At 63.9% G+C, this 25,859-nt stretch carries 27 protein-coding genes; 16 read left to right on the top strand and 11 right to left on the bottom strand.

Features of this window, described 5'->3' with window-relative positions; all coding sequences use genetic code 11:
* Positions 1-108 precede the first annotated feature (108 nt).
* The 12 genes from ACP7BY_RS12510 (at position 109) to ACP7BY_RS12455 (ending at position 8,748) form a co-directional block, all read left to right on the top strand.
* Positions 109-1,503 carry a glutamate ligase domain-containing protein gene (locus ACP7BY_RS12510; RefSeq protein WP_033964246.1) on the top strand — a complete coding sequence of 465 codons (1,395 nt, stop codon included), beginning with the start codon at positions 109-111 and terminating at the stop codon, positions 1,501-1,503.
* Positions 1,504-1,522: 19 nt separating this feature from the next.
* Complete coding sequence (locus ACP7BY_RS12505) at positions 1,523-1,777, top strand: DUF6356 family protein (protein WP_033964245.1); 255 nt, start codon at positions 1,523-1,525, stop codon at positions 1,775-1,777.
* Positions 1,778-1,851: 74 nt separating this feature from the next.
* Entirely contained in the window at positions 1,852-3,471 is a 1,620-nt protein-coding gene (locus tag ACP7BY_RS12500) for an NAD(P)/FAD-dependent oxidoreductase (protein ID WP_033964244.1), read from the top strand.
* A gap of 91 nt (positions 3,472-3,562) precedes the next feature.
* The gene (locus ACP7BY_RS12495; protein ID WP_231564982.1) at positions 3,563-3,982 is read left to right on the top strand and encodes a hypothetical protein; all 420 of its coding nucleotides are present in this window, start codon (positions 3,563-3,565) and stop codon (positions 3,980-3,982) included.
* A complete protein-coding gene (locus ACP7BY_RS12490) occupies positions 3,979-4,188 on the top strand; it encodes a helix-turn-helix transcriptional regulator (RefSeq protein WP_033964242.1) in 210 nt (69 codons plus the stop codon). Before ACP7BY_RS12495 ends, ACP7BY_RS12490 begins: the two co-directional genes overlap by 4 nt.
* Positions 4,185-5,111, top strand: a complete 927-nt coding sequence (locus tag ACP7BY_RS12485) for an alpha/beta fold hydrolase (RefSeq protein ID WP_137902848.1) — start codon at positions 4,185-4,187, stop codon at positions 5,109-5,111. The genes ACP7BY_RS12490 and ACP7BY_RS12485 overlap by 4 nt, the downstream gene beginning before the upstream one ends.
* A 101-nt stretch (positions 5,112-5,212) precedes the next feature.
* Positions 5,213-5,941: an alpha/beta fold hydrolase gene (locus ACP7BY_RS12480; RefSeq protein WP_137902847.1), complete on the top strand. Its 729-nt coding sequence runs from the start codon at positions 5,213-5,215 to the stop codon at positions 5,939-5,941.
* Entirely contained in the window at positions 5,938-6,702 is a 765-nt protein-coding gene (locus ACP7BY_RS12475) for a hypothetical protein (RefSeq protein ID WP_171010533.1), read from the top strand. The genes ACP7BY_RS12480 and ACP7BY_RS12475 overlap by 4 nt, the downstream gene beginning before the upstream one ends.
* A 57-nt stretch (positions 6,703-6,759) precedes the next feature.
* Complete coding sequence (locus tag ACP7BY_RS12470) at positions 6,760-7,173, top strand: VOC family protein (protein ID WP_126848091.1); 414 nt, start codon at positions 6,760-6,762, stop codon at positions 7,171-7,173.
* The gene (gloB, locus tag ACP7BY_RS12465; protein WP_033964241.1) at positions 7,173-7,901 is read left to right on the top strand and encodes a hydroxyacylglutathione hydrolase; all 729 of its coding nucleotides are present in this window, start codon (positions 7,173-7,175) and stop codon (positions 7,899-7,901) included. Before ACP7BY_RS12470 ends, gloB begins: the two co-directional genes overlap by 1 nt.
* A gap of 56 nt (positions 7,902-7,957) precedes the next feature.
* Entirely contained in the window at positions 7,958-8,365 is a 408-nt protein-coding gene (locus ACP7BY_RS12460) for a hypothetical protein (RefSeq protein WP_052192248.1), read from the top strand.
* Positions 8,362-8,748, top strand: coding sequence for a hypothetical protein (locus tag ACP7BY_RS12455; RefSeq protein WP_052192245.1), 387 nt, complete (start codon positions 8,362-8,364; stop codon positions 8,746-8,748). The genes ACP7BY_RS12460 and ACP7BY_RS12455 overlap by 4 nt, the downstream gene beginning before the upstream one ends.
* A gap of 31 nt (positions 8,749-8,779) precedes the next feature.
* Here ACP7BY_RS12455 and hslU read toward each other — a convergent pair whose 3' ends face one another.
* From hslU to ACP7BY_RS12440, 3 genes are all read right to left on the bottom strand, one after another.
* Entirely contained in the window at positions 8,780-10,075 is a 1,296-nt protein-coding gene (gene hslU, locus ACP7BY_RS12450) for an ATP-dependent protease ATPase subunit HslU (RefSeq protein WP_137902846.1), read from the bottom strand.
* Positions 10,076-10,173: 98 nt separating this feature from the next.
* Positions 10,174-10,740, bottom strand: a complete 567-nt coding sequence (gene hslV / locus ACP7BY_RS12445) for an ATP-dependent protease subunit HslV (protein WP_033964240.1) — start codon at positions 10,738-10,740, stop codon at positions 10,174-10,176.
* A gap of 96 nt (positions 10,741-10,836) precedes the next feature.
* Positions 10,837-11,262, bottom strand: coding sequence for a hypothetical protein (locus tag ACP7BY_RS12440; protein ID WP_171010532.1), 426 nt, complete (start codon positions 11,260-11,262; stop codon positions 10,837-10,839).
* 159 nt (positions 11,263-11,421) lie between these two features.
* On the opposite strand from ACP7BY_RS12440, the gene ACP7BY_RS12435 reads away from it, so the two are divergent.
* Complete coding sequence (locus ACP7BY_RS12435) at positions 11,422-12,990, top strand: oleate hydratase (protein WP_033964239.1); 1,569 nt, start codon at positions 11,422-11,424, stop codon at positions 12,988-12,990.
* A gap of 268 nt (positions 12,991-13,258) precedes the next feature.
* On the opposite strand, the gene ACP7BY_RS12430 is transcribed toward ACP7BY_RS12435, so the two are convergent.
* The 5 genes from ACP7BY_RS12430 to uvrA all read right to left on the bottom strand — a co-directional run bounded on the left by ACP7BY_RS12430 (position 13,259) and on the right by uvrA (position 19,156).
* A complete protein-coding gene (locus ACP7BY_RS12430; protein WP_171010531.1) occupies positions 13,259-13,534 on the bottom strand; it encodes a type II toxin-antitoxin system RelE/ParE family toxin in 276 nt (91 codons plus the stop codon).
* Positions 13,534-13,899 (bottom strand): hypothetical protein, encoded by a 366-nt coding sequence (locus tag ACP7BY_RS12425; RefSeq protein ID WP_426288151.1) that lies wholly within the window; start codon positions 13,897-13,899, stop codon positions 13,534-13,536. Before ACP7BY_RS12425 ends, ACP7BY_RS12430 begins: the two co-directional genes overlap by 1 nt.
* 251 nt (positions 13,900-14,150) lie before the next feature.
* Positions 14,151-14,792 carry a DUF4276 family protein gene (locus tag ACP7BY_RS12420; protein ID WP_081988642.1) on the bottom strand — a complete coding sequence of 214 codons (642 nt, stop codon included), beginning with the start codon at positions 14,790-14,792 and terminating at the stop codon, positions 14,151-14,153.
* Positions 14,792-16,069 (bottom strand): AAA family ATPase, encoded by a 1,278-nt coding sequence (locus tag ACP7BY_RS12415; RefSeq protein WP_081988641.1) that lies wholly within the window; start codon positions 16,067-16,069, stop codon positions 14,792-14,794. Before ACP7BY_RS12415 ends, ACP7BY_RS12420 begins: the two co-directional genes overlap by 1 nt.
* A 96-nt stretch (positions 16,070-16,165) precedes the next feature.
* On the bottom strand, positions 16,166-19,156 hold the full coding sequence (gene uvrA, locus ACP7BY_RS12410) for an excinuclease ABC subunit UvrA (protein WP_137902845.1): 2,991 nt from the start codon (positions 19,154-19,156) through the stop codon (positions 16,166-16,168).
* Between the two features lie 58 nt (positions 19,157-19,214).
* On the opposite strand from uvrA, the gene ACP7BY_RS12405 reads away from it, so the two are divergent.
* The 3 genes from ACP7BY_RS12405 (at position 19,215) to ACP7BY_RS12395 (ending at position 22,232) form a co-directional block, all read left to right on the top strand.
* Positions 19,215-20,429 (top strand): DNA cytosine methyltransferase, encoded by a 1,215-nt coding sequence (locus ACP7BY_RS12405; protein ID WP_137902844.1) that lies wholly within the window; start codon positions 19,215-19,217, stop codon positions 20,427-20,429.
* Entirely contained in the window at positions 20,416-21,234 is an 819-nt protein-coding gene (locus ACP7BY_RS12400) for a GIY-YIG nuclease family protein (protein ID WP_137902843.1), read from the top strand. Before ACP7BY_RS12405 ends, ACP7BY_RS12400 begins: the two co-directional genes overlap by 14 nt.
* A 191-nt stretch (positions 21,235-21,425) precedes the next feature.
* Entirely contained in the window at positions 21,426-22,232 is an 807-nt protein-coding gene (locus ACP7BY_RS12395; RefSeq protein WP_052192413.1) for an energy transducer TonB, read from the top strand.
* 6 nt (positions 22,233-22,238) lie between these two features.
* Here ACP7BY_RS12395 and ACP7BY_RS12390 read toward each other — a convergent pair whose 3' ends face one another.
* From ACP7BY_RS12390 to odhB, 3 genes are all read right to left on the bottom strand, one after another.
* Entirely contained in the window at positions 22,239-22,883 is a 645-nt protein-coding gene (locus tag ACP7BY_RS12390; protein WP_033965803.1) for a trimeric intracellular cation channel family protein, read from the bottom strand.
* A gap of 172 nt (positions 22,884-23,055) precedes the next feature.
* Positions 23,056-24,447 (bottom strand): dihydrolipoyl dehydrogenase, encoded by a 1,392-nt coding sequence (lpdA, locus tag ACP7BY_RS12385; protein WP_033965802.1) that lies wholly within the window; start codon positions 24,445-24,447, stop codon positions 23,056-23,058.
* Positions 24,448-24,564: 117 nt separating this feature from the next.
* On the bottom strand, positions 24,565-25,767 hold the full coding sequence (gene odhB / locus ACP7BY_RS12380; RefSeq protein ID WP_137902842.1) for a 2-oxoglutarate dehydrogenase complex dihydrolipoyllysine-residue succinyltransferase: 1,203 nt from the start codon (positions 25,765-25,767) through the stop codon (positions 24,565-24,567).
* Positions 25,768-25,859: the final 92 nt, after the last annotated feature.

Raw genomic sequence — 25,859 nt, 5'->3', positions numbered from 1 at the left:
GAGCACAATCGAGAAACCTGCCCCCCGCCCCGTCGCCCGGTTTCTCGACTGCGCTCGAAACGAACGGGAGGGGTGGTGCTTTCCGACGACCCGCGATAGCCCGCTGTTATGAGCAACGGCAAATCATACTTCTTCGTCGGCATTGGCGGCAGCGGCATGATGCCCCTGGCGATGATCCTGGCCGGGCGCGGGGCCAGCGTCGCGGGGTCGGACCGCACGCTCGATGCCGGGCGCTTGCCCGCCAAATTCGCCGATCTCGCCGCCAAGGGCGTGGCGCTATTCCCGCAGGACGGCTCCGGCGTCACCTCGGCCGAACAGATCGTGGTCGCCTCGGCGGCGGTCGAAGCGAGCGTCGCCGATATCGTCGCCGCCGATCGCGTCGGCGCGCAGCGGCTGAGCCGCCCGCAATTGCTCGCCTCGCTGTTCAACGCGAGCGACCTGCCGATCGGCGTGGCCGGCACCAGCGGCAAATCGACCGTGACGGGGATGATCGGCTGGATTCTCCATGCCTGCGGGCGCGATCCGACGGTTATGAACGGCGCGGTGATGAAGAATTTCGCGTCGCCCGACGCGCCGTTTGCCAGCGCGCTCGTCGGCGATGGTGCCGCGTTCGTCAGCGAAGTCGACGAGAGCGACGGCTCGATCGCGCTCTACACGCCCAAAATCGCCGTGCTCAACAATGTCAGCCTCGACCATAAGTCTCTGGAGGAATTGCGCGCGCTGTTCGCCGATTTCGCAGCGAAAGCGGAGACGACCATCCTCAATGTCGGCGATGCCGAGGCGGCGGCGCTGGCGGCGGCGCTCGGTTCTGCGCGACTGGTCACCTTCGCGGTCGAAGCCGACGCCGATCTCAGCGCGCACAACCTCCAGCCCGAACCCTTCGCGATCACCTTCGATCTGCACGTCGATGGCGCGGCGCATCCGGTGCGGTTGTCAGTGCCGGGGCGGCACAATGTCGCCAATGCATTGGCGGCGCTGGGCGCGGCGCGCGCGGCGGGCGTGCCGCTGTCCGAGGCGATCCCAGCGATTGCAGGTTTCACCGGTCTCAAGCGCCGCTTCGAACTGGTCGGGACCAGCGCCGATGTCACCGTGATCGACGATTTCGGGCACAACCCCGACAAGATCGCGGCGACGCTGGCGACGCTGCACGCCTTTCCGGGGCGCTTGCTCGTGCTGTTCCAGCCGCATGGCTATGGCCCGCTGAAAGTGATGCGCGCCGAACTGGTCGCGATGTTCCAGCGGATGCTCGGGGACGATGACCTGCTGGTATTGCCCGATCCGGTCTATCAGGGCGGGACGGTGGCGCGGGAGGTGACCAGCGCCGACATCGCCCGCGACATCGGCGCGCAAGCCCACAACATCGCCGATCGCGCACAGGCCGCTGTCTGGCTCGTCGAGCAAGCGCGACCCGGCGACCGAATTGTGGTAATGGGGGCACGAGACGATACGCTGAGCCAACTGGCCGCCGACATGTTGCCGCAGATTGCGCCCAGATTCGCCTGAGTTACCAAGGAGCCGCCTTATGTTTCGCCGTCTGTTCCTCGATCACCCCGCCTCGGTCGGCGAAAGCTATGCCGAGCATTTCGGTGTTGCTTCCCGCTTCGGCGTGACTTTGATCGGCGGCGGCCTCGCTTGCCTCGTCCATGCCGTCGTCCCCGCCGCATTCAAGACCACCGGCAGCCAGACCGTGCTGCGCCTGAACAAGCGCATCGTCGAAAAGCGCGCAGCGGTGATGGCGGACGAACTGCAGCGCCGCACGGTCGAATATGTGATCTGACGGTATCCTCCCCGGAACGGGGAGGATACAGAGGCCCAGTTCCCGAAACCGCGCTTCCCGGCTATGGCGGCGCGATGCTGCGCATCACCGATCTCAAGCTCCCGCTCCACCATGCCGAGGAAGAACTCGCCGCAGCGATCCGCCAGCGGCTGCGCATCACCCCGCGCGATCTGGTGCGCTACACCATCGCCCGCCGCGCGCATGACGCGCGCGACAAGACCGACATCCAATTGGTCTATTCGGTCGATGTGAACGTCCGCGACGAAGCGCCGGTGCTGGCGCGCTTCAAGAAGGACAAACATGTCCAGCCGACCCCCAACACCGCCTACAAATTCGTCGCCAAGGCGCCCGAGGGCTGGAGCGGCCCGCGCCCGGTGATCGTGGGCGCCGGCCCGTGCGGGCTGTTTGCCGGGCTGATCCTCGCGCAAATGGGCTTCCGCCCGATCATCCTCGATCGCGGCAAGGTGGTGCGCGAACGCACCAAAGACACCTGGGGCCTGTGGCGGCGCAGCGTGCTCAACCCCGAAAGCAATGTGCAGTTCGGCGAAGGCGGCGCCGGCACCTTTTCCGACGGCAAGCTCTACAGCCGGATCAAAGACCCGCGCCACCTCGACCGCAAGGTGCTGACCGAATTCGTAAAAGCCGGTGCCCCGCCCGAAATTCTGACCGAGGCGCACCCACATATCGGCACCTTCCGCCTGGTCACTATGGTCGAGAGCATGCGCGCGACGATCGAGGCGTTGGGCGGCGAATATCGCTTTCAGACCCGCGTCGACGGCATCGATGTCGCCACCGACGAGCACGGCACACGGCGCGTGCGCGGGCTGCATTTGCACACCGGCGATTATCTCGCCGCCGAACAGGTGGTGCTCGCGGTCGGCCATAGCGCACGCGATACCTTCCACATGCTCCATGCAGGCGGTGTGCATGTCGAGGCCAAGCCCTTCTCGATCGGCGTGCGCATCGAGCATCCGCAATCGTGGATCGACCAGGCGCGTTTCGGCCCCAATGCCGGGCACCCGATTTTGGGCGCGGCCGAATATCACATCTCGCACCATGCCAAGAACGGGCGCACCGCCTATAGCTTCTGCATGTGCCCCGGCGGCACGGTGGTGGCGGCCACCTCCGAGGAAGGCCGCGTCGCCACCAACGGCATGAGCCAATATTCGCGCAACGAACGCAACGCCAATTCGGGAATGGTGGTCGGCATCGACCCGGAGCGCGACTATCCCGAGCATCCGCTGGCGGGAATCGCGCTGCAACGCCAGATCGAGGAACGCGCCTTCGTCGCGGGCGGCTCCAATTATCACGCGCCCGCGCAATTGCTCGGCGACTTCCTCGCCGGGCGGCCCTCGACCAAGCTTGGCAGCGTCACCCCCTCTTATCGCCCCGGCGTGACGATGACCGACCTGTCGCTATGCCTGCCCGAATTCGTGATCACCGCGATGCGCGAAGCGCTGGTCCAGTTCGGGCGTGAGATCCCCGGCTATGACCATCCCGACGCGGTGCTGACCGGCGTCGAGACGCGCACCTCGGCCCCGGTGCGCATCACGCGCGGCGACGATTTCCAGAGCCTCAATACCGCAGGCCTGTTCCCGGCGGGCGAAGGCGCTGGATATGCCGGGGGGATTTTGTCGGCGGCGGTGGACGGAATCAAGGTGGCGGAGGCGGTGGCGGCTAAGATCAAAGTCTGAGCGAACTCGCTACCGGCCCTATCAAGGCTCCTTGACAGACAAGGAACCTTGACTGTAAAGCTCCCTTCACAAGAGTGAAAGGATGCTTTCCATGCAGAAGCGCAATCCGGCGCAGCAGCGCTACGTCGTGCGGTTTATTCCGACGATGTTCAGCTATGTCCTTGTGCTGTTCGCCGCGACCTATCTGATCCGTTTCTGGCACCCGACCGGGATCGCGCTGGCCGCGCTTGCGGTTGCCCCGTCCCTGCCCTTGCTCGGCGTGATTGCGATCATGGGTTTGTACCTTGTCGAGGAGCGCGACGAGTTTCTGCGTCAACGCCTGGTAAAGGCAATGCTTGGGGGGTTGGCGGTATTGCTGGCCGTGCTGACGGTCTGGGGCTTTCTCGCCAATGGCGGGCTTACCGACCAGCCACCCGCGTTCCTCGCCTTCCCATTGTGGTGCGGTGCCTTCGGATTGGTTCAGTGCGGGATGAGTCTGCGCGACCGCCTGACGTCGAGCACTGCGACATGATCAACCGCCTCAAGGTGCTGCGCGCGGAGCGAGGCTGGAGCCAGGGCGACCTGGCCGAGCGGCTGGAGGTGTCGCGCCAGAGCGTCAACGCGATCGAGACCGGGCGCTACGATCCGTCGCTCCCGCTCGCCTTCCGCATCGCTGAATTGTTCGCGCTTCCGATCGAAGCGATTTTCGTCAGTCCCTCCAAAGGAGACGCGTCATGATGTCTGCCCGCAAAACCGCTTTGATCGCCGCGCTGGCGCTGCTGCTGCCCGCCACGCCGACGCAGGCCGCCCCGACGGGGGCACAGGTGGCGACGACGGCCGAGCTACGCCTGCCGCACATTTCGATCGTCACCATGGGCAAGGGCAGTCCGGTGATCCTGATCCCCGGCCTCGCCTCCCCGCGCGCGGTGTGGGACGATGTTGCACCCGAACTGGCCAAGACCCACCGCGTCATCCTGGTGCAGGTCAACGGTTTTGGCGGGGATGATCCCGGGGCCAATTTGCAGCCGGGCGTACTCGACGGCATCGTCGCCGATCTCGACGGCTATATTACGCGTGAGAAGCTGCACGGCACGCTGGTGATCGGCCATTCGATGGGCGGGCTGGTCGGCCTGATGCTGGCCAAGGCGCATCCAGCGGACCTCGCGCGGTTGATGATCGTCGACTCGCTCCCCTATTTCGCGGTGCTGATGGCTCCGCCAGGGATCGACCCCACCCCTGCAATGGTCGCGCCGCAAGCCGCCAAAATGCGCGACGCTATCGCCGCCAGTTATGGAACGGTGCCGAGCGATGCGGCGGTGGCGGCGCAGACGCGCGGCCTGGCGATCAAGCCCGCCAGTATCGCCCGCATGACCACCTGGGCCAAGGCTGCCGATCCGCGCGTAACGGCGCAAGCGATGTATGAGGATCTGACCACCGATCTGCGCCCGGCACTGGCGTCGATCACGACGCCGATGACCTTGCTGTATCCGTGGAACGCGGGCGGGCCGACCAAGGCGATGGCCGATCCATTCTATCGCAAGCATTATGCTACGGCACCGCACATCACCTATGTCGATATCGGCGACAGTGCTCATATGGTGATGCTCGACCAGCCCGAGGCGTTCAAGGCGGCAGTGGTCGCGTTTGTAGCTGGGAAATAGCGTCTCCCCGCCCCCCGGCGTCCTTGCTGCGGCGGGGACGCCAGGAGGTGGCGAACAAACCCCGATTTCCCCCACCCCGATCTTCGGCTAAGCCCGCCGCCATGACCGACACATCGACCCCCGTCCGCCCCGCCCTCGCATATCATCTGACCGAGGGCACCGGCCCCACCGTCGTGTTCCTGCCCGGTTATGGTTCGGACATGGAAGGCACCAAGGCGCTGGCGCTCGAAGCCTGGGCGAAGCGCAGCGGGCGCGCTTATCTGCGCTTCGATTATGGCGGGTGCGGACAAAGCGCGGGGGCGTTTGAGGAACAGACGCTCGCCGGCTGGCGCGACGATGTGCTGGCGATGCTCGATCAGCTAGAAGGCCCCGCCGTGCTGGTGGGATCATCGATGGGCGGCTGGCTGATGCTGCTGGTCGCGCGCGACCATCCGCACAAGGTCGCGGCGCTGGTCGGCATCGCGCCCGCGCCCGATTTCACCGACTGGGGCTTCACCGTCGACGAGAAACTGCAGATCCTGTCCGAAGGCCGGCTGGAGAAGGTCGGGCGCTATGCCGATCTGCCGATGGTCTATACCCGCGCTTTCTGGCAATCGGGCGAGGCCAATCGCGTGCTGTTCTCAGGCCTCCCGATCGACGTGCCGGTGCGGCTGCTGCACGGCATGGCCGATGCCGAGGTGCCCGCCAACCGGACGATCCGCCTGGCCGAGGTGATCCGTTCAGCCAAGGTGCAGGTGACGCTGATCAAGGACGGGGATCACCGGCTGTCGCGCGAGGCGGACCTCGCCTTGCTGATCGCCGCGGTCGAGGATGTGACGCGCGCCTTATGATCCTGCTGTCTTTGCTTGCCACCGCAGCGCTTGCGCAAAGCACCGCCACCGGGCCGACCGGCCCCGCTGCCCCCAGTGGCGACCGCTATGACCGCTGCCTGGCGCTGTCGACCACCAACCCCGCCGCCGCCGAGGCCGAAGCGGGGCAATGGGCGTTGGCGGGCGGCGACTTTCTCGCCAGCCAGTGCCTGGGCATGGCCTATAGCCGCGAACAACGCTGGTCCGCTGCTGCTGCCGCCTTCGAGAAAGCGGCGACCGGCGCGGAACGGGCCAAGGACAAGCAAGCCGTCAATTACTGGGCGCAGGCGGGCAATGCCTGGCTGGCGGCAGGCGATGCCTCCAAGGCGCGCAGCGCGCTCGATGCCGCGCTCGCCACCGGCACGCTGACTGGCCTGTCGCTGGGCGAGGCGCATCTCGACCGCGCGCGCGCGATGGTGGCGGGCGACGACATGGAAAATGCGCGCGACGATATCGACCATGCGCTGAGCGAAGTGCCGACCGATCCGCTGGCCTGGCTGCTGTCAGCAACGCTCGCGCGGCGGATGCAGGAAGTGCCGCGCGCCAAGAAGGACATTGCCGAAGCCTTGCGGCTGGGCGGCGACGACCCTGCGGTGCAACTGGAGGCGGGCAACATCGCCGCACTGGCCGGGGATGAAGCCGGGGCCAAAGCGGCCTGGCATCAGGCGGTGACGCTGCGGCCCGACAGCGCGCCCGGAAAGGCCGCGGCGGCCGCCTTGACGCAATTCGACGCCAAACCGTAGCTGGCGCTTGCCGCCGTGCATGCCTATTTGGGCGGCAAAGCCTGTAGGAGTGCGCCGATGAAATATCTCCACACGATGATTCGCGTGACCGACCCGGTCGCGACGATCGACTTTTTCAAACTTCTCGGGCTGGAGGAAGTGCGCCGCTTCGACAATGAGAAGGGCCGCTTCACGCTGATCTTTCTGGCCGCGCCCGGCGACCATGACGCGCAAGTCGAGCTGACGCACAATTGGGACCCGGAGCCCTATACGGGCGGGCGCAATTTCGGCCACCTCGCCTACCAGGTCGAGAATATCTATGAGACGTGCCAGCGCCTGATGGATGGCGGCGTGACGATCAACCGCCCACCGCGCGACGGCCACATGGCGTTCGTGCGCACGCCCGACAATATCTCGATCGAATTGCTGCAGAACGGCGTGCTGCCCCCCGCCGAACCCTGGGCGTCGATGCCCAACACCGGAGAATGGTAATGGCGACCACGCTCGACATCGTCCGCGTGCCCGCGCTCGACGATAATTATGTGTGGCTGCTGCACGACGCCGTTGCCAATGAAACCGTCGTGGTGGATCCGAGCGAGGCCGCCCCGGTGCTGGCGGCGGCGAATGCGCGCGGCTGGACCATCTCGCAGATCTGGAACACCCACTGGCACCCCGATCACACCAATGGCAATGCAGAGATCAAGGCGCTTGGCGCGACGGTCAGCGGCCCCGCTGCCGAAGCCGACAAGATCCCCACACTCGATTACGGCCTGCGTGAGGGCGACAGCGTCAAGATCGGCAACCATGTCGCGCGCGTGATCGAAACGCCGGGGCATACCGCGGGGCATATCGTGTTCCACATGGCCGACGATGCGTTGCTGTTCAGCGGCGATACGCTGTTCGCAATGGGGTGCGGACGCCTGTTCGAAGGGGGCCCGGCGCAAATGTACGCCAATATGCAGCGCCTCGCCGTTTTGCCGCCCGAGACGATCGTGTTCTGCGCGCACGAATATACCCAGTCGAACGGCCGCTATGCCGCCGCTGCCGAGCCCGACAATGCGGCGGTCACCGAACGCATGAAGGACGTCGACGCCAAGCGTGCTGCGGGCGAGCCAACCGTGCCGACGACGATCGCCCTGGAACTGGCCACCAACCCGTTCCTGCGCGCTTCCTCCGCCGAGCAATTGGCCGAGCGTCGCGCGGCAAAGGATGTTTTTTGACCGCGAAATGGCGTAAACAAACGACGGGGGCAGATGCTGTGAAAAGGACCGTTGCCATGTACCGATTCCTCCTGCCCGCCGCGCTGCTGATCGGCGGGACCGCCGCACTTTCCGCCGATACCAAGGGCTATGAGACGCGCCAGGCCGCGCAGGACAAAGCCGAACTCGACAAGCAGCTCGCCGGGCTGGTGCCGGGCAAGCCGCAGACCTGCATCGACCCGATCCGCTACCGCGACACTACCCGCGTCGGCGACACGATCCTGTACAAGAACGGCCGTAACGACATCATGCGCACCGATACCGGCGGCGGCTGCTTCGGGCTGCGGCGGGGCGACGCGATCGTGACCAAGACCTTCGGCAGCCAGCTCTGTCGCGGCGATATCGTCCGCACGGTCGATCTGACCAGCCATATCCCGAGCGGCAGCTGCAGCTTTGGCGATTTCATCCCTTACCGCAAACCATGATCCGCAGCGCGCTGCTCGTGTCCGCGCTGGCCACGATGGTGGCGTCGGACAGCAAGGATCTCGATAAGGCCCTGGCCGGGCGCGTCGCGGGAAAGCCCGAGACGTGCCTGTCGACCAGCCGGATCGGCAGCCCGCAGGTGATCGACGATCACACGCTGCTATACCGCGACGGCGGACGCATCTGGCGCAACGACCTGCCCGATGCGTGCCCGGGGCTCGACGACGACGTGATCGTAGTGACCGAGGTGTTTGGCGGACAATTGTGTCGCGGCGACCTGTTCTACACGCTCGAGCGCTCCGGCCTCGGCATCCCCGGCCCGCGCTGCCGCCTCGGCGCGTTCGTGCCGTGGGACAAGGGGAAGAGCGGGGTTAAGAGCGAGTAAAGCGGGGAGGGTCGGGACACCCTCCCCTCTCTTACAGCACGAACCGACTTAGATCGGTGTTGCGCGCGATGCTCGCCAGATGCGTTTCGACATAAGCCGCATCGACCACCACCGTCTCGCCACCGCGATCCTCGGCGTTGAAGCTGACGTCTTCCAGCAGCTTTTCCATCACCGTCTGCAAGCGGCGCGCACCGATATTCTCGATCTCGCCATTCACTTCCGCCGCAATGCGCGCGACCGCGCGAATGCCGTCTTCGGTGAATTTCACGCCGACATTTTCGGTCGCTATCAGCGCGACATATTGCTGCGTCAGCGATGCCTTGGTGTCGCTGAGGATCGCGACGAAATCGTCCTCGGTCAGCGCCTTCAACTCGACGCGGATCGGCAAGCGGCCCTGTAGCTCGGGCAGCAAGTCGCTCGGCTTGGCGACGTGGAACGCGCCGCTGGCGATGAACAGGATATGGTCGGTCTTCATCGGCCCATATTTGGTCGCGACCGTGGTGCCCTCGATCAGCGGCAGCAAATCGCGCTGCACGCCCTCGCGCGAGACGGAACCGCCGCGCACGTCGGACACCGCGATCTTGTCGATTTCATCGAGGAACACGATCCCGTTCGCCTCGGCATCGGCCAAGGCGGCGCGGCTGACCTCATCCTGGTCGAGGCGCTTGTCGGCCTCTTCCTCGACGAGCTTGTCCCAGGCGGCGGGCACGGTCAGTTTGCGGCGTTTGAGTTGCTGGTTGCCGAACGCCTTGCCCATCATTTCGGACAGGTTGATCATCTGCGCGCCGCCGCCGGGCAGTTCGAACGGCATGTTGGGCTGCGCTTCCAGCTCGATCTCGATCTCGGTGTCGCGCAAATGGCCGTCGTGCAACCGCTGGCGGAACGCCTCGCGCGTCGCCTCGCTCGCGCCCTTGCCGGTCAGCGCGTCGAGCAGCCGCGCCATCGCGGCTTCCTCGGCCTTGTCCTTCACCGCCGCGCGGCGGCGTTCCTTTTCGAGCCGGATCGCTTCCTCGACCAGATCGCGCGCAATCTGCTCGACGTCGCGACCGACATAGCCCACCTCGGTGAATTTGGTCGCCTCGACCTTGATGAACGGCGCATCGGCCAGCTTGGCGAGACGGCGGCTGATCTCGGTCTTGCCGCAGCCGGTCGGCCCGATCATCAGGATGTTCTTCGGAGAGACCTCGTCGCGCAATTCGGGCGCGAGCTGCTGGCGGCGCCAGCGGTTGCGCATCGCGACCGCGACCGCACGCTTGGCGTCGGCCTGGCCGATGATGTGCGCATCGAGGGCTGCGACAATGGCTTTGGGAGTCAGGGCTTCGTTCATTGGAAAGGTTCCGTCGCCCCGGCGGAGGCCGGGGCCGCTATGATATTAGGGCGCGTGCTATTTGCCAGCGGCCCCGGCCTCCGCCGGGGCGACGCGCATCAGGCAGATGCCGCGAGGCTCTCCACGGTCAGCCGGTCGTTGGTGTAGACGCACACCTCCGCCGCGATCGCCATCGCCTTGCGGCAGATCGTCTCGGCATCGGCTTCGTAATCGACCAGCGCGCGTGCGGCGGACAGCGCATAATTGCCGCCCGATCCGATCGCCGCGACGGTGCCATTGGGGCTCGCCTCGGGCTCCAGCACGTCGCCATTGCCGGTCAGGATCAGCGTTACATCCTTGTCGGCGACGATCATCATCGCCTCCAGATTGCGGAGGTATTTGTCGGTGCGCCAGTCCTTGGCCAGTTCGACCGCACTGCGCAGCAATTGTCCGTGATGCTGCTCGAGCTTGCGCTCAAGCCGCTCGAACAGCGTGAAGGCATCGGCGGTCGCGCCGGCAAAGCCGCCGATCACCGATCCGTCACCGAGGCGGCGGACCTTCTTGGCATTGGGTTTCATGACGGTCTGGCCCTGCGTCACCTGGCCGTCTCCGGCGACGACGACGCGGCCATTCTTGCGCACGGACAGGATCGTGGTGCCGTGCCACACCATTGGGTTCTCGCTCATGCGCAGCGATATGGGATGCGGATTACGGCTGCGCAATCCAGCCGCACAAGTTTGCGCGAGCCGGACGAGGGAACCCCCTCGCCCGGCCCAATCGCGTCAGCGGCAGCGCACGTCGCGATTATCGCTCTTGTCGATCGCCTGCCCCGCGAGCGCCCCGCCAATGCCGCCGAGCAGCGCACCGAGCACGCCCGAGCCGCCCGGCGCGATCGCCGCGCCCAAAGCGCCACCGGCGACGCCACCGACGATCAGACCGGTCGTGCCGTCATTGCGGCGGCAATAATAGCGCCCGTCGCTGCCGCGATAGACGCGGTCGTTCGAGCTGAGGCGGCGCTCCTGATAGCGGCGCGGATCGTCGCGGTAATAACGCGACGCGTCATACCCGTTATACGCGGGATCGGGCCGATCGTAATCGTAGCGCGAATAGCCGCCATCCCCATAACCGCGACGCGGCCCGTCGCCATATTCGGTGCAGCCGGCCACCAACGTCGAGGCGGCGATCAAACCCAGAGTGAATGCGCGCATGTCGAGATCCTCCTGTATCGTAGAACGGGTAATGCGCCGCGCACGAAAAGGTTGCGATCCGGCCCTTTCACAGGGCTTATCTGCGTAGTTTCCGAGGCTGATCGTGCGCGCGGGACCGCTGGTAAACGGCGGCCCGGCAGCACAAAGGATCGCATTCCCATGAGCACATACACTTTCGTCGGCAGCGGCATCGCCTCCCTCGCCGGTGCGGTTTTCCTCATCCGCGACGGCCAGGTTGTCGGCAAGGATATCGTGATCCTGGAGGAAAGCCACCAGTTCGGCGGGGCGTTCGATGCGCATGGCGATGCCGAAAACGGCTATTTCATGAGCGGCAGCCGCATGTTCGAGGCGATGTATCAATGCACCTTCGACTTGCTCGATTCGATCCCCTCGGCGAGCGACTCGAGCATCTCGGTGCGCGAGGAGACCGACCGCGCCAATGCTGAGTGGCCGTGGCACAACAAGGTGCGGCTGGTGAATCGCGACGGCAGCATCCCCGATTTCCACACCATGGGCTTTACCGAGCGCGACCGCATCGACCTGGTCAAGATCATGGCCGAGCCCGAGCAACTGCTCGACGGCAAGCGCATCATCGATTGCTTCCAGCCGCACTTCTTCCAGAGTAATTTCTGGTTCGAATGGTGTACTTTGTTCGCCTTCGAACCGTGGCACAGCGCGATCGAGTTCAAGCGCTACCTCCAGCGCTTCGTCCACCATTTCTCGACGATCGACACGCAGGAGGGCATCTATCGCAGCCTGCTCAACCAATATGACAGCTTCGCCGTGCCGATCGTCAACTGGCTGAAGGAACGCGGCGTGCAGTTCCGCTTCGGCGTGCGGGTCGAGGATCTGGGCTTTGCGAGCGGCGAGGCGATCACCGTCACCAGCATCGCCACCCTTACCGACCACGGCCCCGAGGCGATCCCGGTCGCGCCCGGCGACTGCGTGTTCGTCACCAATGGATCGATGACCGCCGACAAGGCATTCGGATCGATGACCAAGGCCCCCGGCCTCGACGCCAGCAACCATTCGGGCGCGTGGAAACTCTGGGAGAAGCTCGCGCAAGGCCGCCCCGCCTTCGGCAACCCCGCCGCGTTCAACGGCAACATCGCCGAAAGCTCGTGGATTTCCTACACCGTCACGGTCAAGGACCCGCTGTTCCTGCAACTGATGGAGCGCTTCAGCGGCAGCGCCCCCGGTACGGGCGGGCTGATCACCTTCAAGGATTCGAGCTGGCTGATCACGCTGTCCATCTATCACCAGCCCTTCTTCGCCGATCAGCCCGAGGGCGTGTCGGTATGGTGGGGCTACGGCCTGTTCCACGATCGCATCGGCGATTACGTCAAGAAGCGCATGGTCGATTGCACGGGCGCGGAGATTCTGGAGGAAGTGCTCGGCCATCTGCACTTCAGCGCGGCCGACCAGGCGGCGGTGATGGCGGCCTCGACCTGCATCCCCTGCGCCATGCCCTATATCACCAGCCAGTTCATGGTACGCACGGGCAAGGACCGGCCCAAGGTAGTGCCCGCGGGATCGACCAATCTCGCCTTTCTCGGCCAATATGCCGAGCAACCCGACGACGTGGTGTTCACCGTGGAATATTCGGTGCGCTGCGCGATGACGGCGGTGTACACGCTGCTCAAGCTCGATCGCACCCCGCCGCCGGTCTATAAGGGCCTGCACAGCCCGCAAGTGATTGTGGATGCGATCAGGACGCTGCACCGGTAGGGCGCGCGCACAATGCCCCTCCCCTTCACCCGGCGCTGGGTTGGGGTGGGGCCGTTCCGCGAGCGCGCGTGCTGCGCTGCGGAAGGTTAGGGGAAAGTTAGGCGAAATCACTTCGCACAGCACCCGGTGGCTCGGGCGAAACTGGGGGGTGCGGTGCTGTCAAAGAACGTGGCGGAGCATAGCGTTTCGGGGGTGTGTAGGACAGGCGCGAAGGACTGGTCGCATGGCGCGGCCGATGCGAAGGGTCGTGGCGAGCGGCAGCATGGGTTCATGGATATTTCTGGCGGGCGTGGAGGACGGTGATCACCTCGACGGTGTCCGCCAGAACCCGATAGATCAGAATGTAATTGGGGTGGACCACCGCCTCGCGCGTGCCGGGCACCCGGCCAGGGCGGTGGACGTACGGATGTTCCGGCAGGCGTTCCGCCGCATCGCGGATCAAGGCGGCCAGGCGTTGCGCTGCGACCGGATTGCGCTGGCGGATGAAGGCGGCGATGTCGAGCAGGTCACGGCGCGCCTTTGGACGCCAGACCAGCCGCAGCATCAGCGGGGCGCGTGTCCGTCGAGAACGGCTTGGAGGTCGGCCATCACCTGATCGTGCGGGATACTGGGTGCTGGGTCGGCAAGCGCCTGCGCCACCTTCTCGCGTACCCAGCGATCATGCGCTTCGGCCGCTTCGGCCGACTCGAACTCGGACTCAATGGGCGAGAGCTTGGCCATGTGGGGAATATAGCGCAGAAGCGGAGCGGGAAGAAGGGGATTGCGGGGAGGTAGGCTTGCAGCGCCGGCGCTGCGGCTCCACCTCGACGTGATCGAGCGCTTTCGCGCCGATGGGGCGGGCTGGCAGGGGCGGATGAATGCCGCGTTACGCAAGGCGGTGGGGTTGTAGGCGATTTTGACCGTCAGCACGGATCGTCGCATCTTTTGCGCATGACGCTGTCGGCGCTGGGTTGAGCCGGGGGGGTCGGCTTCCGCTGGCCGGAGCCGGACGTGCGCGTACTGGACGACAGCTCGCCCTTTTATGGCGCGATCCCGGATTGGCTGTTCTTGCGGGTGCCCGCGAGTGTTGGAACTTGGGCTGGGCGGGGGATGCGGGTTGTTGGGCGGACGGAGCAAAGGGTTTGGGAATTTAGAAAACTGTCACCGTAATTTCTAGGATGCTAAGCACTAATCAATGCTCGCACGCCATCACGAAGCTTTTTAAAGCTGGGCGATGTATTACGTTCTACATCCATATGCGGCGGTATATTTTCGGCCCACTCTGCCTTTAAAATTCCCGACGCCGGCCATCCTTGAGAAATAACCCGTGAAGATCCGCCAGGAGTTATCGCATCCGCCATGCGTTCCCAAGTACCACAAATAGAGTCTTGCGTATACGAGCGAACAACCGCTGTATTCACGTTATTGTAAGCAGCTCGGACGGCCTCAATATCTCCGAAGTACCACGCTTCCATTTCTTCTATGGCCAAACGAAATAACACGCGGAGCATTGGCGCAGCGTGTCGGGCCAATCGATTTAGCTCTGCGAGAAATGCAGTACAATCTCTATTGTCGTTATCAATTATAACTACGACAGCATCAATATATGGCGTCTTCCCATAACCTGCTAAAATTCTAGGAAGCTGATCCAATATTATTCTTTTTGATGGATCTATCCTGCTTGCCAGACCCGGAGGAATTCGCCCAATGCCACGATATCCGTGAATTCTATAGGTTACATCATTATTACCTATAATTAATGGAATTATGCGTTCAAGAAACGCCTTTCCCGAGGCGTCTTCAATTAAGAATTCTACGTGCATCAACGAACATCCAGGTAATCGCTATACCAAAGACCGCCAAGCGGCAGTCCTTCATTTATCATATTTTGAACCAGGGGGTCATCGGACGCGCGCCTTATAGTCGAGAATCCATCACCGCCTTTTTCCATTACCCAAACTTCATCTGGTCCTAGAGAGTCCACAAGATAGGGCTGATGAGTAGTCAAAAATATCTGTGAACCTCGCCCTTTTGATCTTGCATGAGTTCGAAATTCGTGGGCTAGAGCATCAAGCAGCTTATGGTATAAACCGTTCTCTGGTTCTTCTATGCACAAAAACGGAGGAGGCGAAGGATCTTCAAGTAACAGCAAATAGGCGAATACCTTAAGAGTCCCGTCTGACATCTGTTGTGCAAAAAATGGATCTTCGAAGCTTGCGTCGTTGAAACGCAACAATAGACGCCCATCCTCGGTACGATGCGTATCGATCGCATCTATACCGGGAATTTTGCTTGCTATCGCGGATAGTACCTCTCTAAATTTTCGAGGATGCTCACGCTCCATAAATTGAACGACATTACCAAGGTTATCGCCGTGGACGTTTAGATGTCGCTGCGGACCCGCGAGAGGCAGGCTTCGGGCAGCATCCGGGGTGAAATAGCTTAGATGCCAACCCTCAATAAACCGTCTAAAGGCAGATATTCTAGGATGCTGCCTTAACGAGCCGAGAGTGGCGATACCTAGCCGGCGAATATCGTCCATTTCGACCACTTCAGTATCCGGAGACTCCTCATCGGATTTGGCCAACAATTGCTCGAGTGTTAGCTCGTTCTCATCTTGAAGGCTAATTCCAAAGGAGTCACCACGCCATGCAACTCCTTTGCCATCATTCAAAATCAAAAATGAGAATGGCCAGCCGCGCGATTGATTGGCACGTCGCTGACGCAGTCGTTCCGATTTTACGAACGGCCGTCCGACATTATCGGTATCGAATGAGACTTCATAAGTAATTGGTCGCGAACGCTCATCTTCTCTGTAGTATATCGCAAACTCAATCGGATCTGAACTCCCCTGTGACCTGATGCGGTCGAAGCCGCCTCTATTATGTTGGTCACACGCTTCCTCCACGCCGAGCCTGAGGCAATCGGAAAGAAATCCAAAGGCGTCGAAGAGCGTGCTCTTACCAACGCCATTTTTCCCGATGACGGCTGTTAACGGAGTGAGTGGATCTGACTTTTCCCGCGCGTTCCATAACTGACCGAAAGTTATGTCCTTTAAGGCTCGGAAATTTCGAACCCTAAAGCCCAGAATGCTCGCCATGCCATGTCCCGACTGAAGCCTGCGCCCGCCTAATTGTTGCAGACGGCTATTGTCTGATATTGGTGCAAAAGATACGCTGCGGCAACCCGTTCGTCATCAACGCTTCCCCAACAACGGCGCTAGATACCGCCCCGTAAAGCTCCCCTCAGCCTTCGCCACAACCTCAGGCGTCCCCTGCGCCACAATCTCCCCGCCCTTCACGCCGCCCTCCGGCCCCAGATCCAGCACCCAATCCGCGGTCTTGATCACATCGAGGTTGTGCTCGATCACCACGACCGTATTTCCCTGCTCGACCAGTTGGTGCAGCACCTCCAGCAGCTTGCGCACGTCCTCGAAATGCAGCCCGGTGGTCGGCTCGTCCAAGATGTACAGCGTCTGCCCCGTAGCGCGGCGTGACAGTTCCTTGGCGAGCTTGACGCGCTGTGCCTCGCCGCCCGACAGCGTCGTCGCTTGCTGGCCGACCTTGACATAGCCCAGGCCGACTTCGGCGAGCATCGCCATCTTGTCGCGGATCGGCGGGACGGCCTTGAAGAATTCGACCGCATCCTCGACCGTCATGTCGAGCACGTCGGCGATCGACTTACCCTTGAACTTCACCTCCAGCGTCTCGCGATTGTAGCGCGCGCCGTGGCACACGTCGCACGTCACATAGACATCGGGCAGGAAGTGCATTTCGATCTTGAGCAGCCCGTCGCCCTGGCACGCCTCGCAGCGCCCGCCCTTGACGTTGAAGCTGAAGCGGCCGGGCTTGTAGCCGCGCGCCTGCGCCTCGGGCAGGCCTGCGAACCAGTCGCGGATCTGGGTGAAGGCGCCGGTATAGGTGGCGGGGTTGCTGCGCGGGGTGCGGCCGATCGGCGACTGGTCGATGTCGATGACCTTGTCGAGATATTGCAGGCCAGTGATCTTGTCATGCTTGCCCGCCAGCACCCGCGCGCCGTTGAGCGCGCGCGCGGCGGAGGCATAGAGCGTGTCGATCGTGAAGCTCGATTTGCCGCTGCCGCTGACCCCGGTGATGCAGGTGAAGGTGCCGAGCGGCAGGCTGGCCGTCACGCCCTTCAGATTGTTGGCGGTGGCGTTGTGGACGGTCAGTTTCTTGCCATTGCCCTTGCGCCGGGTGGTGGGCACCGCGACCTCGCGCCTGCCCGACAGATAATCGGCGGTGATGCTGTTGGGGTTGGCGAGCACTTCCTCGAACGTGCCCTGCGCGACGATCGCGCCGCCATGGACGCCCGCGCCCGGCCCCATGTCGATGACATAATCGGCGGTGCGGATCGCATCCTCATCATGCTCGACCACCAGCACGGTGTTGCCGAGGTCGCGCAGGCGCCGCAGCGTTTTCAGCAGCATGTCATTGTCGCGCTGGTGCAGGCCGATGCTGGGCTCGTCGAGCACATAGAGCACGCCCGACAGCCCGCTGCCGATCTGGCTGGCGAGGCGGATGCGCTGCGATTCCCCGCCCGACAGCGTGCCGCTGGTGCGATCCAAGTTGAGATAATCGAGCCCGACATTGTTGAGGAAGCCGAGGCGTTCGAGGATTTCCTTGAGGATGCGCTCGGCGATGGCGCGTTGCTGGTCGGTGAGATCGGCGGGGACGGATTCGAACCAGGCGAGCGCGTCGACCACCGACAGGCGCGTGACGCTGGAAATGTCGCGCATACCGATCTTGACCGCGAGCGCCTCGGGCTTGAGGCGCGCGCCGCCGCACACTTCGCACGGCGCGCTGCTTTGATATTTGGCGAGTTCCTCGCGCATCCACGCGCTTTCGGTCGAGAGCATGCGGCGGTTGAGATTGCCGATCACGCCCTCGAACGGCTTCTTCACGTCATAGGACTTCTTGCCGTCGATGAAGGTTAGCGTCACCGGCTTGCCGCCCGTGCCGTGCAGGATGATGAGCTTCACCTCGCCCGGCAGATCCTCCCACGGCGTATCCAGGCTGAAGCCGAATTCGCGCGCGAGGCTGCCCAGCACTTGCATGTAATAGGGGCTTGGGGGGTTGGACTTCGCCCACGGCACGACCGCGCCCTTCTTGATGCTGAGCGCGTGGTTGGGGACGACGAGGTCCTCGTCGAACAGCAGCTTTTCGCCCAGGCCGTCGCACGCCGGGCACGCGCCTTGCGGGGCGTTGAAGGAGAAGAGGCGCGGTTCGATCTCGGCGATGGTGAAGCCCGAGACGGGGCACGCGAATTTCTCGCTGAACACGATGCGGTTGGCGGGGATGCCGGTATTTTTCATTCCCTTCTTCTCCCTCTCCCCGCTTGCGGGGAGAGGGTCGGGGAGAGGGGCAGTATCGGAGGACGGCGCTTGCGACTGCCCCTCTCCCCGGCCCTCTCCCCCAGGGGGGAGAGGGAGAGCCAGCGCCGCCACGGTTGTGTCCACCAGATCGACATAAGCCAGCCCCTCGGCCAGCTTCAGCGCCGCCTCGAAGCTCTCCGCCAGGCGCGTCGCCATGTCGGGGCCGACGACCAAGCGGTCGACCACCACTTCGATGTCGTGCTTCAGTTTCTTGTCGAGCGCGGGGGCCTCGTCGATCTCGTAAATCTCGCCATCGATGCGCACGCGCGTAAAGCCCGCTTTCTGCCATTCGAGCAGTTCCTTGCGATACTCGCCCTTGCGCCCGCGCACGACCGGCGCGAGCAGATACAGCCGCGTGCCCTCGGGCAGCGCCATCACCCGGTCGACCATCTGGCTGACGGTCTGCGCCGCAATCGGCAGGCCGGTGGCGGGCGAATAGGGGATGCCGACACGCGCCCACAGCAGGCGCATATAATCGTAAATCTCGGTGACGGTCGCCACGGTCGAGCGCGGGTTGCGGCTGGTGGTCTTCTGCTCGATGCTGATCGCGGGGCTGAGGCCCTCGATATGGTCGACATCGGGCTTTTGCATCAGTTCGAGGAACTGGCGCGCATAGGCGCTCAGGCTCTCGACATAGCGCCGCTGCCCCTCGGCATAGATGGTGTCGAAGGCGAGGCTCGATTTGCCCGATCCCGACAGGCCGGTGATGACCGTCAACGTATCGCGCGGAATATCGACCGACACGTCCTTGAGGTTGTGCTCGCGCGCGCCGCGCACCGAAATATGAGTCAGCATGAAGGACGTGTTCCAGATTTGTTCTTGAAAGGCAAATGGCAATCGGGCAAAAACCAACATGGCGTCGCCAGTCGGCATCGACAAGCAGGGGGCTTGCACCGGGCAAGCGATCGGGCATGGTGAATCGATGAACGAACGGCCCGGCTTTTACGAATTTTTCGCAGGCGGCGGAATGGCCCGCGCGGGGCTGGGCGGGGCGTGGCAATGCCTGTTCGCCAATGATTTCGATCCCAAAAAGGCCAAAGCCTATGCCGACAATTGGGGCACGGACGAGCTGTTGCTTGGCGATGTCGGCGAGGTAACACCCCGCCAACTGCCCGGCCAAGCGGATTTGGTGTGGGCGTCCTTCCCCTGCCAGGACCTCTCGCTCGCCGGGGCCGGTGCCGGGCTTACGGGCACGCGATCGGGCGCATTCTGGCCGTTTTGGAACCTGATTCAGGAGGTGAGCACGCAAGGCCGAAAGCCGCGCGCGATCGTGCTGGAAAACGTCTGCGGGCTGCTGACATCGCGGAACGGCGCGGACTTTGCCGCGCTGTGCCAGACGGTTGGGGATGCCGGCTATTGGCTGGGCGCGATGGTGATCGACGCGCAGCATTTCGTGCCGCAGTCGCGCCCACGTCTGTTTGTCATCGCGCTGGATCGCGCGACAGAGGTGCCCGCCCGCGTCTTCAGCCCCTGGGCGGTCGATCGCTGGCACCCCGAGCGGTTGCGGCAGGCACAAGCCGCGCTACCGGAAAAGCTGCGCGCGCAATGGCTGTGGTTCACCGCCCCTGCCCCGGCAACGCGCCAAGCCCGGCTTATCGATATCATCGAGGATCATCCCCGGGACGTCGCATGGCATAGCGCCGCCGAGACGCGGAAGCTGCTGACGATGATGAGCAACGGCAACCGCGCGAAGGTCGATCTGGTCGCTGGCAATGCGCGCAGGGCGGTCGGCGCGGTGTACAAGCGCACCCGGATCGAGAACGGCAAGAAGGTGCAGCGCGCCGAAGTGCGGTTCGATCTGGCGGGCTGCCTGCGCACGCCAGGGGGCGGGTCCAGCCGGCAGACGATCCTGGCAGTTGAGAAGGGCAAGGTGCGCACGCGGCTCATCTCCGCTCGCGAGACCGCCCGGCTGATGGGGCTGCCCGAAGCCTATCGCCTGCCCGAGCGCTATAACGATGCCTATCATTTGACGGGCGATGGCGTGGTCGTTCCGGTCGTGCGCCACATTGCGGAATGGGTGCTGGAACCCGCGCTGACGCAATCGGGGATCGCCCTTGCCTCTGCTTAAGGAGCCACGATCGCCGACCCGGCGTCGGGTCGCCGACATCGACACCAAAAACGCCCCCGATGAGACGATCGAGCTGCGCCGCGCACTCGAGCAGTTCAAGCGCCAGAAACTCTCCGATTTCTTCGACCAGGCCCCGGTAACCAAAGCCGGGGTCTCGATTTCGGTCGGGGCGGTGAAATGGGGCGTCTACGCCTTTTTCGATTATGACGGCGAGCCGATCTATGTCGGCCAAACGCGCGAAACCGTGGGCGGGCGGATCGGGCGGCATTTGACCAACCAGCGCACCGACGCGGTGGCGATGTCGGTGCTCGATCCATTTGAAGTGCGCACGATCAAGGTCTGGCTTTTGCCTGAATATCAGGACGTAAAGGGCGATCCGAAACGCGTGCCCGCTGCGCGCGCCGCCGCCGACCACCTCAACGCGCTGGAACGCAGCGTGTTTATGAAGCTTGTCAGCGAAAGCGATTTCGGGCGCATCCTCAACGAAAAGGATCCGCCCGACGTCCCGTTATGCGCGCTGCCACCGGCGATCGAAGGCGAGATCGTCAGCCCCGACGTGCTCAAACTCCGCCAACACCCCGATGTGCGGATCGCCCGGCGGGCGCTAACCATCGCCCGACTGGCACAGATTATCGCCGGACGCGACGTGCAGGCCGGGCTGCGTCGGGCGCTGGCAACGCAGGCGGATCGGTTGGCATGGCTGGCGAACGAACGCTTCGCGGCGCTAGGCGGCGAAGCGGCGGTCGAGGAACGCGACGCGGACGAGCCGACGGACCATGACATGGATGGCGGTGAGGCGTCCTAATCCGACACCGACCGGATGCGGTTCCAGGTCAGGGCATTGGTGGTCGCAGATCAACCCTATGGTCGTGCGGCCCGCTGCAATCGCTGCACTCCGCAGTCCCAAGCAATACCACGAATGGAACGGAAAACGATCCGTTGCAGAGCAGCGATGAACCGCTAAAGTCCTGAAAACACTATGCTGGGGGGCAAGCAATGAGGACGATCGCGATCGCGGCGCTGCTGATGCAAGTTACGACGGCACCCAACGACGCTCCGTTGGTCCCAAGCGGTAAGTGGACCGTGGACTATGCCAATGCCGGCTGCATCCTGTCGCGTGATTATGGAACGGCACCCGCAGTCACGTCGATCGGGTTCAATCCATTCCCGCTCGGCGACACGCTTGAAGTCATCACGGTATCGCCGGGCATGCCCGCAAAACGCTACGAGAAATTGAAGGGTACGCTGACCCTGCAGCCGTCGGGTGAAACGTTCCAGAGCGACGTTGCCGTTTATGGCATAGCCGCCAGGAACAACACCCTCACCACCTTGAACGCCGAAGGCGATATCGCGGCGAAGTTATTGCGCTCGACCAGCGTATCGATCGCTTTGGCCGACGGAACCCACAAAAGCTTCGCAGTCCCCGGCATGCAGGGCGCGGCGGCGGCGCTGAGGGCCTGTCAGGACGATCTGCTTAAAGGCTGGGGCATTGATCCCAACGAACGCGACCGCGTTCCGACGCCCAAACCGCGCACTGAGATTGCGACGTGGCTCAGCACCGACGACTATCCATCCGAAGCTATGGCATCGAATTCGGAGGGCACCTCCGTGATCGTATGGACGATCCAAACCAACGGCCTGATAGGGGATTGTCGCGTCGTCCAATCCAGTGGCTCAAAACCTCTGGACGACGCCGCCTGTCGCGCTTTCAAAAAGAGGGGACGCTACCCCCCGGTCATCGATCGTGACGGAAAACCTGCAACAGCGCACGCGATGCACAAAGTCGTATGGCGTCTTCCCTAACGGTAGCTATTTCGCCCCATAAGCCGGCAGCCCCAACCGCCACCGGATCGCCGCCGCGCGCAGGGCGAAGCCGCAGCTTGCCGCCACGCCCGCCGCGAGCGTCGGCGATACGCCCAGTTCGACCAGCGCGACGTGCAGCCCCGCCGCTAGCGCGGCTGCCGTGACATAGAGTTCGGGCCGCATCAGGATCGACGGTTCGCCCGCCAGCACGTCTCGGATGATGCCGCCGACGCACGCCGTTACCACCCCCATCAAGGCTGCGGGCACGGGCGGGATGCCGAAGGCCAGCGCCTTGGCCGCGCCGAACACGGCATAGGCAGCCAATCCGACGCCATCGAGCCAGTCGAGCGCCGAGGTCGGCGCGTGCGCGCCCTGCCACCAACCGCGCGGTGTCGTCCACACCAAGACCGCCACCGCGAGGCAAATGGCGGCGACCAGCGGATCATGCACCCAGAACACCGGCGCACCGATCAACAAATCGCGCACCGATCCGCCGCCAACCCCGGTGATCAGCGCGAAAAAGGCGGCGGTGACGAAGGTCTGCCCGCGCCCCGCCGCCGCCAGCGCCCCGGTAATGGCGAACACCGCGATCCCGAACAGATCGAGCCACGGCAGAATCGAGCCGAATTGCCAGGGAGCGAGGGGGAGCATCCGCACTCCTGTAGCGCGCCTGCGCGAGGAAATGAATGCTGGGGCGGGCTTATCACGGACGCGGCCCAAACTGGCATGGGCAAAGCCCATGCCGTCGGTCGGCGCCGTAGCGCCGCCGGCCGGTCTGATCGCGGCAAGCCTCGGCCGTAGCTTTCGCTACGGCCTCGGGCGATCAAACGTGGATCGCTTTCCCGCGTACCGCCATCGCCGCTTCCTTGATCGCTTCGCTATGCGTCGGGTGAGCGTGGCAGGTGTAGGCGATGTCCTCGCTGGTCGCGCCCATTTCCATGCCCAAAGCGGCCTCTGCGATCATGGTGCCCGCTGGGACGGCAATCGCCCACACACCGAGCACGCGGTCCGACTTAGCGTCGGCGATGATCTTCACGAAACCGTCGGGCTCGTGATTGGTCTTGGCGCGGCTGTTGCCTGCCATCGGGAACTTGCCGACCTTGATCTCGCCTTTGGCCTTGGCCGCTTCCTCAGTCAGGCCGACACCCGCGATTTCGGGCCAGGTGTAGACCACGCTCGGGATGACATCGTGGTTCACGATGCCGGTCAGCCCGGCGATATTCTCGGCAACGGCAATGCCTTCGTCCTCTGCCTTGTGCGCGAGCATAGGGCCGGGGATGACGTCGCCAATCGCCCAGATGCCGGGAACCGCGGTCTGGAAGCGGTGGTCGGTGTCGATCTGGCCGCGCGCATTGGTGGCAAGGCCTGCCTTTTCGAGCGCCAGACCATCGGTGTTGGGACGACGACCGATCGCGACCAGTACGCAATCCGCCGTGATCGTCTCGGCGGCACCACCTGCCGCGGGTTCGACCGTGATGCTGGCGGTGTCGCCGCTCACAGAAACGCCAGTGACCTTGGTCGAGAGCTTGAATTCGATACCTTGCTTGCGGAAAATCTTGTTGGCTTCCTTGCGGATGTCGCCATCGAAGCCCGGCAGGATCTGGTCGAGATATTCGATGCAGGTGACTTTGGCCCCCAGCCGACGCCACACGCTGCCCAGCTCAAGCCCGATCACGCCGCCGCCGATGACCACCAGATGCTCGGGCACCTTGGCCAGTTCAAGCGCGCCGGTGGAATCGACCACGACCTTCTGGTCGACCGTCACACCCGGCAGCGGGGTGACCGAGGACCCGGTCGCGATCACAATATCCTTGGCGGTGACGGTCTGCTCGCCGACCTGCACGGTATGCGCATCGACGAACGCGCCGCGGCCCTTCAGCCAGGTCACTTTGTTTTTCTTGAACAGGAAGGCGATGCCACCGGTCAGCTGCGTCACCGCATCGATGCGCTGTGCATGCATCGCGGGGAGATCGAGCTCGGGCGTGACCTTGATGCCCATCTTGGCCATCGTGCCATTGGCGGCGGCATCGAAATATTCGGACGCATGCAGCATCGCCTTGGACGGGATACAGCCGACGTTGAGGCAGGTGCCGCCGAGCGTCTCGCGGCTCTCGACGCATGCGGTGCGGAGACCCAGCTGCGCCGCGCGGATCGCGGCGACATAGCCGCCGGGGCCCGAACCGATGATGAGGACGTCGTAATCGTAGTCAGCCATGTGTCACTCCGTTCGCCCTGAGCTTGTCGAAGGGCTGCGTTCTCTTCCGTCCGATGAAAAAGGACAGTGCTTCGACAAGCTCAGCACGAACGGAATATGGGTAATCTCAGTTCGCGATTACAGGTCGATCAAAATCCGGGTCGGGTCTTCGATCGCGTTCTTCAGTGCGACGAGGAACGTCACCGCTTCGCGCCCGTCGATCAGGCGGTGATCGTAGCTCAGCGCCAGATACATCATCGGGCGGATCACGATCTCGCCGTTCACCACCACCGGGCGGTCCTCGATGCGGTGCAGGCCGAGCACAGCCGCCTGGGGCGGGTTGATGATCGGGGTCGACATCAGCGAACCGAACACGCCGCCGTTCGAGATGGTGAAGGTGCCGCCCTTCATCTCTTCCATCTTCAGCGTGCCGTCCTTGGCGCGCTTGCCGAAATCGCCGATCGTCTTTTCGACTTCGGCGACCGACATCTGATCGGCATCGCGCACCACCGGCACGACGAGCCCACCCGGCGACGACACCGCGACCGAGATATCGGCATAATCGTGATAGACGATCTCGTCGCCCTCGATCGAGGCGTTGACGCTGGGGATGTCCTTCAGCGCAAGGCATGCCGCCTTCACGAAGAAGCCCATAAAGCCCAGGCGAACGCCATGCTTCTTCTCGAAGAGATCTTTGTACTTGGCGCGCGCCGCAATCACCGCGCTCATGTCGACGTCGTTGAACGTCGTCAGCAGGGCGGCGGTGTTCTGCGCTTCCTTCAGGCGCTTGGCGATGGTCTGGCGCAGGCGCGTCATGCGCACGCGCTCTTCCTTGCGGCCAGTGGCGGCAGCGACCGAGGGGGTTACCGGGAGCGGTTCGCTCGGCGCGGCGACGGGCGCTGGCGTCGCGGCGGCGGCGAGGACATCGTCCTTGGTCAGGCGACCGTCCTTGCCGGTGCCCTTGACCGTCGCCGGATCGACGCCGTGTTCGAGCACCGCGCGGCGCACCGACGGGCTGAGCGCGGCGGGTGTGTCCGCCGCCGGGGCCACGGGCGATTCGAGCACCGCCGGCTGCGGTGCAGCGGCGACCGCAGGCGCCCCGTCACCCGCCTCGATCGTCGCGATCATCGCGCCGACGAGGACGGTGTCACCAACCTGCACTGCATGCTGGCCCATCACGCCCGCCACTGGCGAAGGTACTTCGACCGAGACCTTGTCGGTTTCGAGGCTCGCGATCGGCTCGTCGACCGCGACCTTATCGCCCGGCTGCTTGAGCCATTCGCCGAGCGTCGCTTCGGTGATCGATTCGCCGAGTACCGGTACTGTGACTTCGGTTGCCATATCTTGCTTCTTCCAACTGTGCTCCTGCGGAAGCAGGAGCCTAGGGTTGCTCTGCGGGAGCCTGGGTTCCTGCCTGCGCAGGAACACAAGCG

The organism is Sphingomonas sp. PSPC2-2 (assembly GCF_049897725.1).
In the GTDB taxonomy this organism is placed as follows: domain Bacteria; phylum Pseudomonadota; class Alphaproteobacteria; order Sphingomonadales; family Sphingomonadaceae; genus Sphingomonas.
Note: the sequence above shows the minus strand (reverse complement) of the source record. Positions and strands in the feature narration are given on the sequence as shown.

What these genes read in the sequence shown, in the direction of transcription:
- ACP7BY_RS12475 (WP_171010533.1), top strand. Translation starts at nt 5,938, where the DNA reads ATGATCCTGCTGTCTTTGCTTGCCACCGCAGCGCTTGCGCAAAGCACC.
- gloB (WP_033964241.1), top strand. Translation starts at nt 7,173, where the DNA reads ATGGCGACCACGCTCGACATCGTCCGCGTGCCCGCGCTCGACGATAAT.
- ACP7BY_RS12390 (WP_033965803.1), bottom strand. Translation starts at nt 22,883, where the DNA reads ATGCTCCCCCTCGCTCCCTGGCAATTCGGCTCGATTCTGCCGTGGCTC.
- ACP7BY_RS12430 (WP_171010531.1), bottom strand. Translation starts at nt 13,534, where the DNA reads ATGCTGCGGCTGGTCTGGCGTCCAAAGGCGCGCCGTGACCTGCTCGAC.
- ACP7BY_RS12435 (WP_033964239.1), top strand. Translation starts at nt 11,422, where the DNA reads ATGAGCACATACACTTTCGTCGGCAGCGGCATCGCCTCCCTCGCCGGT.
- uvrA (WP_137902845.1), bottom strand. Translation starts at nt 19,156, where the DNA reads ATGCTGACTCATATTTCGGTGCGCGGCGCGCGCGAGCACAACCTCAAG.
- ACP7BY_RS12495 (WP_231564982.1), top strand. Translation starts at nt 3,563, where the DNA reads ATGCAGAAGCGCAATCCGGCGCAGCAGCGCTACGTCGTGCGGTTTATT.
- ACP7BY_RS12470 (WP_126848091.1), top strand. Translation starts at nt 6,760, where the DNA reads ATGAAATATCTCCACACGATGATTCGCGTGACCGACCCGGTCGCGACG.
- hslU (WP_137902846.1), bottom strand. Translation starts at nt 10,075, where the DNA reads ATGAACGAAGCCCTGACTCCCAAAGCCATTGTCGCAGCCCTCGATGCG.
- ACP7BY_RS12505 (WP_033964245.1), top strand. Translation starts at nt 1,523, where the DNA reads ATGTTTCGCCGTCTGTTCCTCGATCACCCCGCCTCGGTCGGCGAAAGC.
- ACP7BY_RS12500 (WP_033964244.1), top strand. Translation starts at nt 1,852, where the DNA reads ATGCTGCGCATCACCGATCTCAAGCTCCCGCTCCACCATGCCGAGGAA.
- ACP7BY_RS12395 (WP_052192413.1), top strand. Translation starts at nt 21,426, where the DNA reads ATGAGGACGATCGCGATCGCGGCGCTGCTGATGCAAGTTACGACGGCA.
- ACP7BY_RS12420 (WP_081988642.1), bottom strand. Translation starts at nt 14,792, where the DNA reads ATGCACGTAGAATTCTTAATTGAAGACGCCTCGGGAAAGGCGTTTCTT.
- ACP7BY_RS12415 (WP_081988641.1), bottom strand. Translation starts at nt 16,069, where the DNA reads ATGGCGAGCATTCTGGGCTTTAGGGTTCGAAATTTCCGAGCCTTAAAG.
- hslV (WP_033964240.1), bottom strand. Translation starts at nt 10,740, where the DNA reads ATGAGCGAGAACCCAATGGTGTGGCACGGCACCACGATCCTGTCCGTG.
- lpdA (WP_033965802.1), bottom strand. Translation starts at nt 24,447, where the DNA reads ATGGCTGACTACGATTACGACGTCCTCATCATCGGTTCGGGCCCCGGC.
- ACP7BY_RS12405 (WP_137902844.1), top strand. Translation starts at nt 19,215, where the DNA reads ATGGCGTCGCCAGTCGGCATCGACAAGCAGGGGGCTTGCACCGGGCAA.
- ACP7BY_RS12490 (WP_033964242.1), top strand. Translation starts at nt 3,979, where the DNA reads ATGATCAACCGCCTCAAGGTGCTGCGCGCGGAGCGAGGCTGGAGCCAG.
- odhB (WP_137902842.1), bottom strand. Translation starts at nt 25,767, where the DNA reads ATGGCAACCGAAGTCACAGTACCGGTACTCGGCGAATCGATCACCGAA.
- ACP7BY_RS12510 (WP_033964246.1), top strand. Translation starts at nt 109, where the DNA reads ATGAGCAACGGCAAATCATACTTCTTCGTCGGCATTGGCGGCAGCGGC.
- ACP7BY_RS12460 (WP_052192248.1), top strand. Translation starts at nt 7,958, where the DNA reads ATGTACCGATTCCTCCTGCCCGCCGCGCTGCTGATCGGCGGGACCGCC.
- ACP7BY_RS12455 (WP_052192245.1), top strand. Translation starts at nt 8,362, where the DNA reads ATGATCCGCAGCGCGCTGCTCGTGTCCGCGCTGGCCACGATGGTGGCG.
- ACP7BY_RS12480 (WP_137902847.1), top strand. Translation starts at nt 5,213, where the DNA reads ATGACCGACACATCGACCCCCGTCCGCCCCGCCCTCGCATATCATCTG.
- ACP7BY_RS12440 (WP_171010532.1), bottom strand. Translation starts at nt 11,262, where the DNA reads ATGCGCGCATTCACTCTGGGTTTGATCGCCGCCTCGACGTTGGTGGCC.
- ACP7BY_RS12485 (WP_137902848.1), top strand. Translation starts at nt 4,185, where the DNA reads ATGATGTCTGCCCGCAAAACCGCTTTGATCGCCGCGCTGGCGCTGCTG.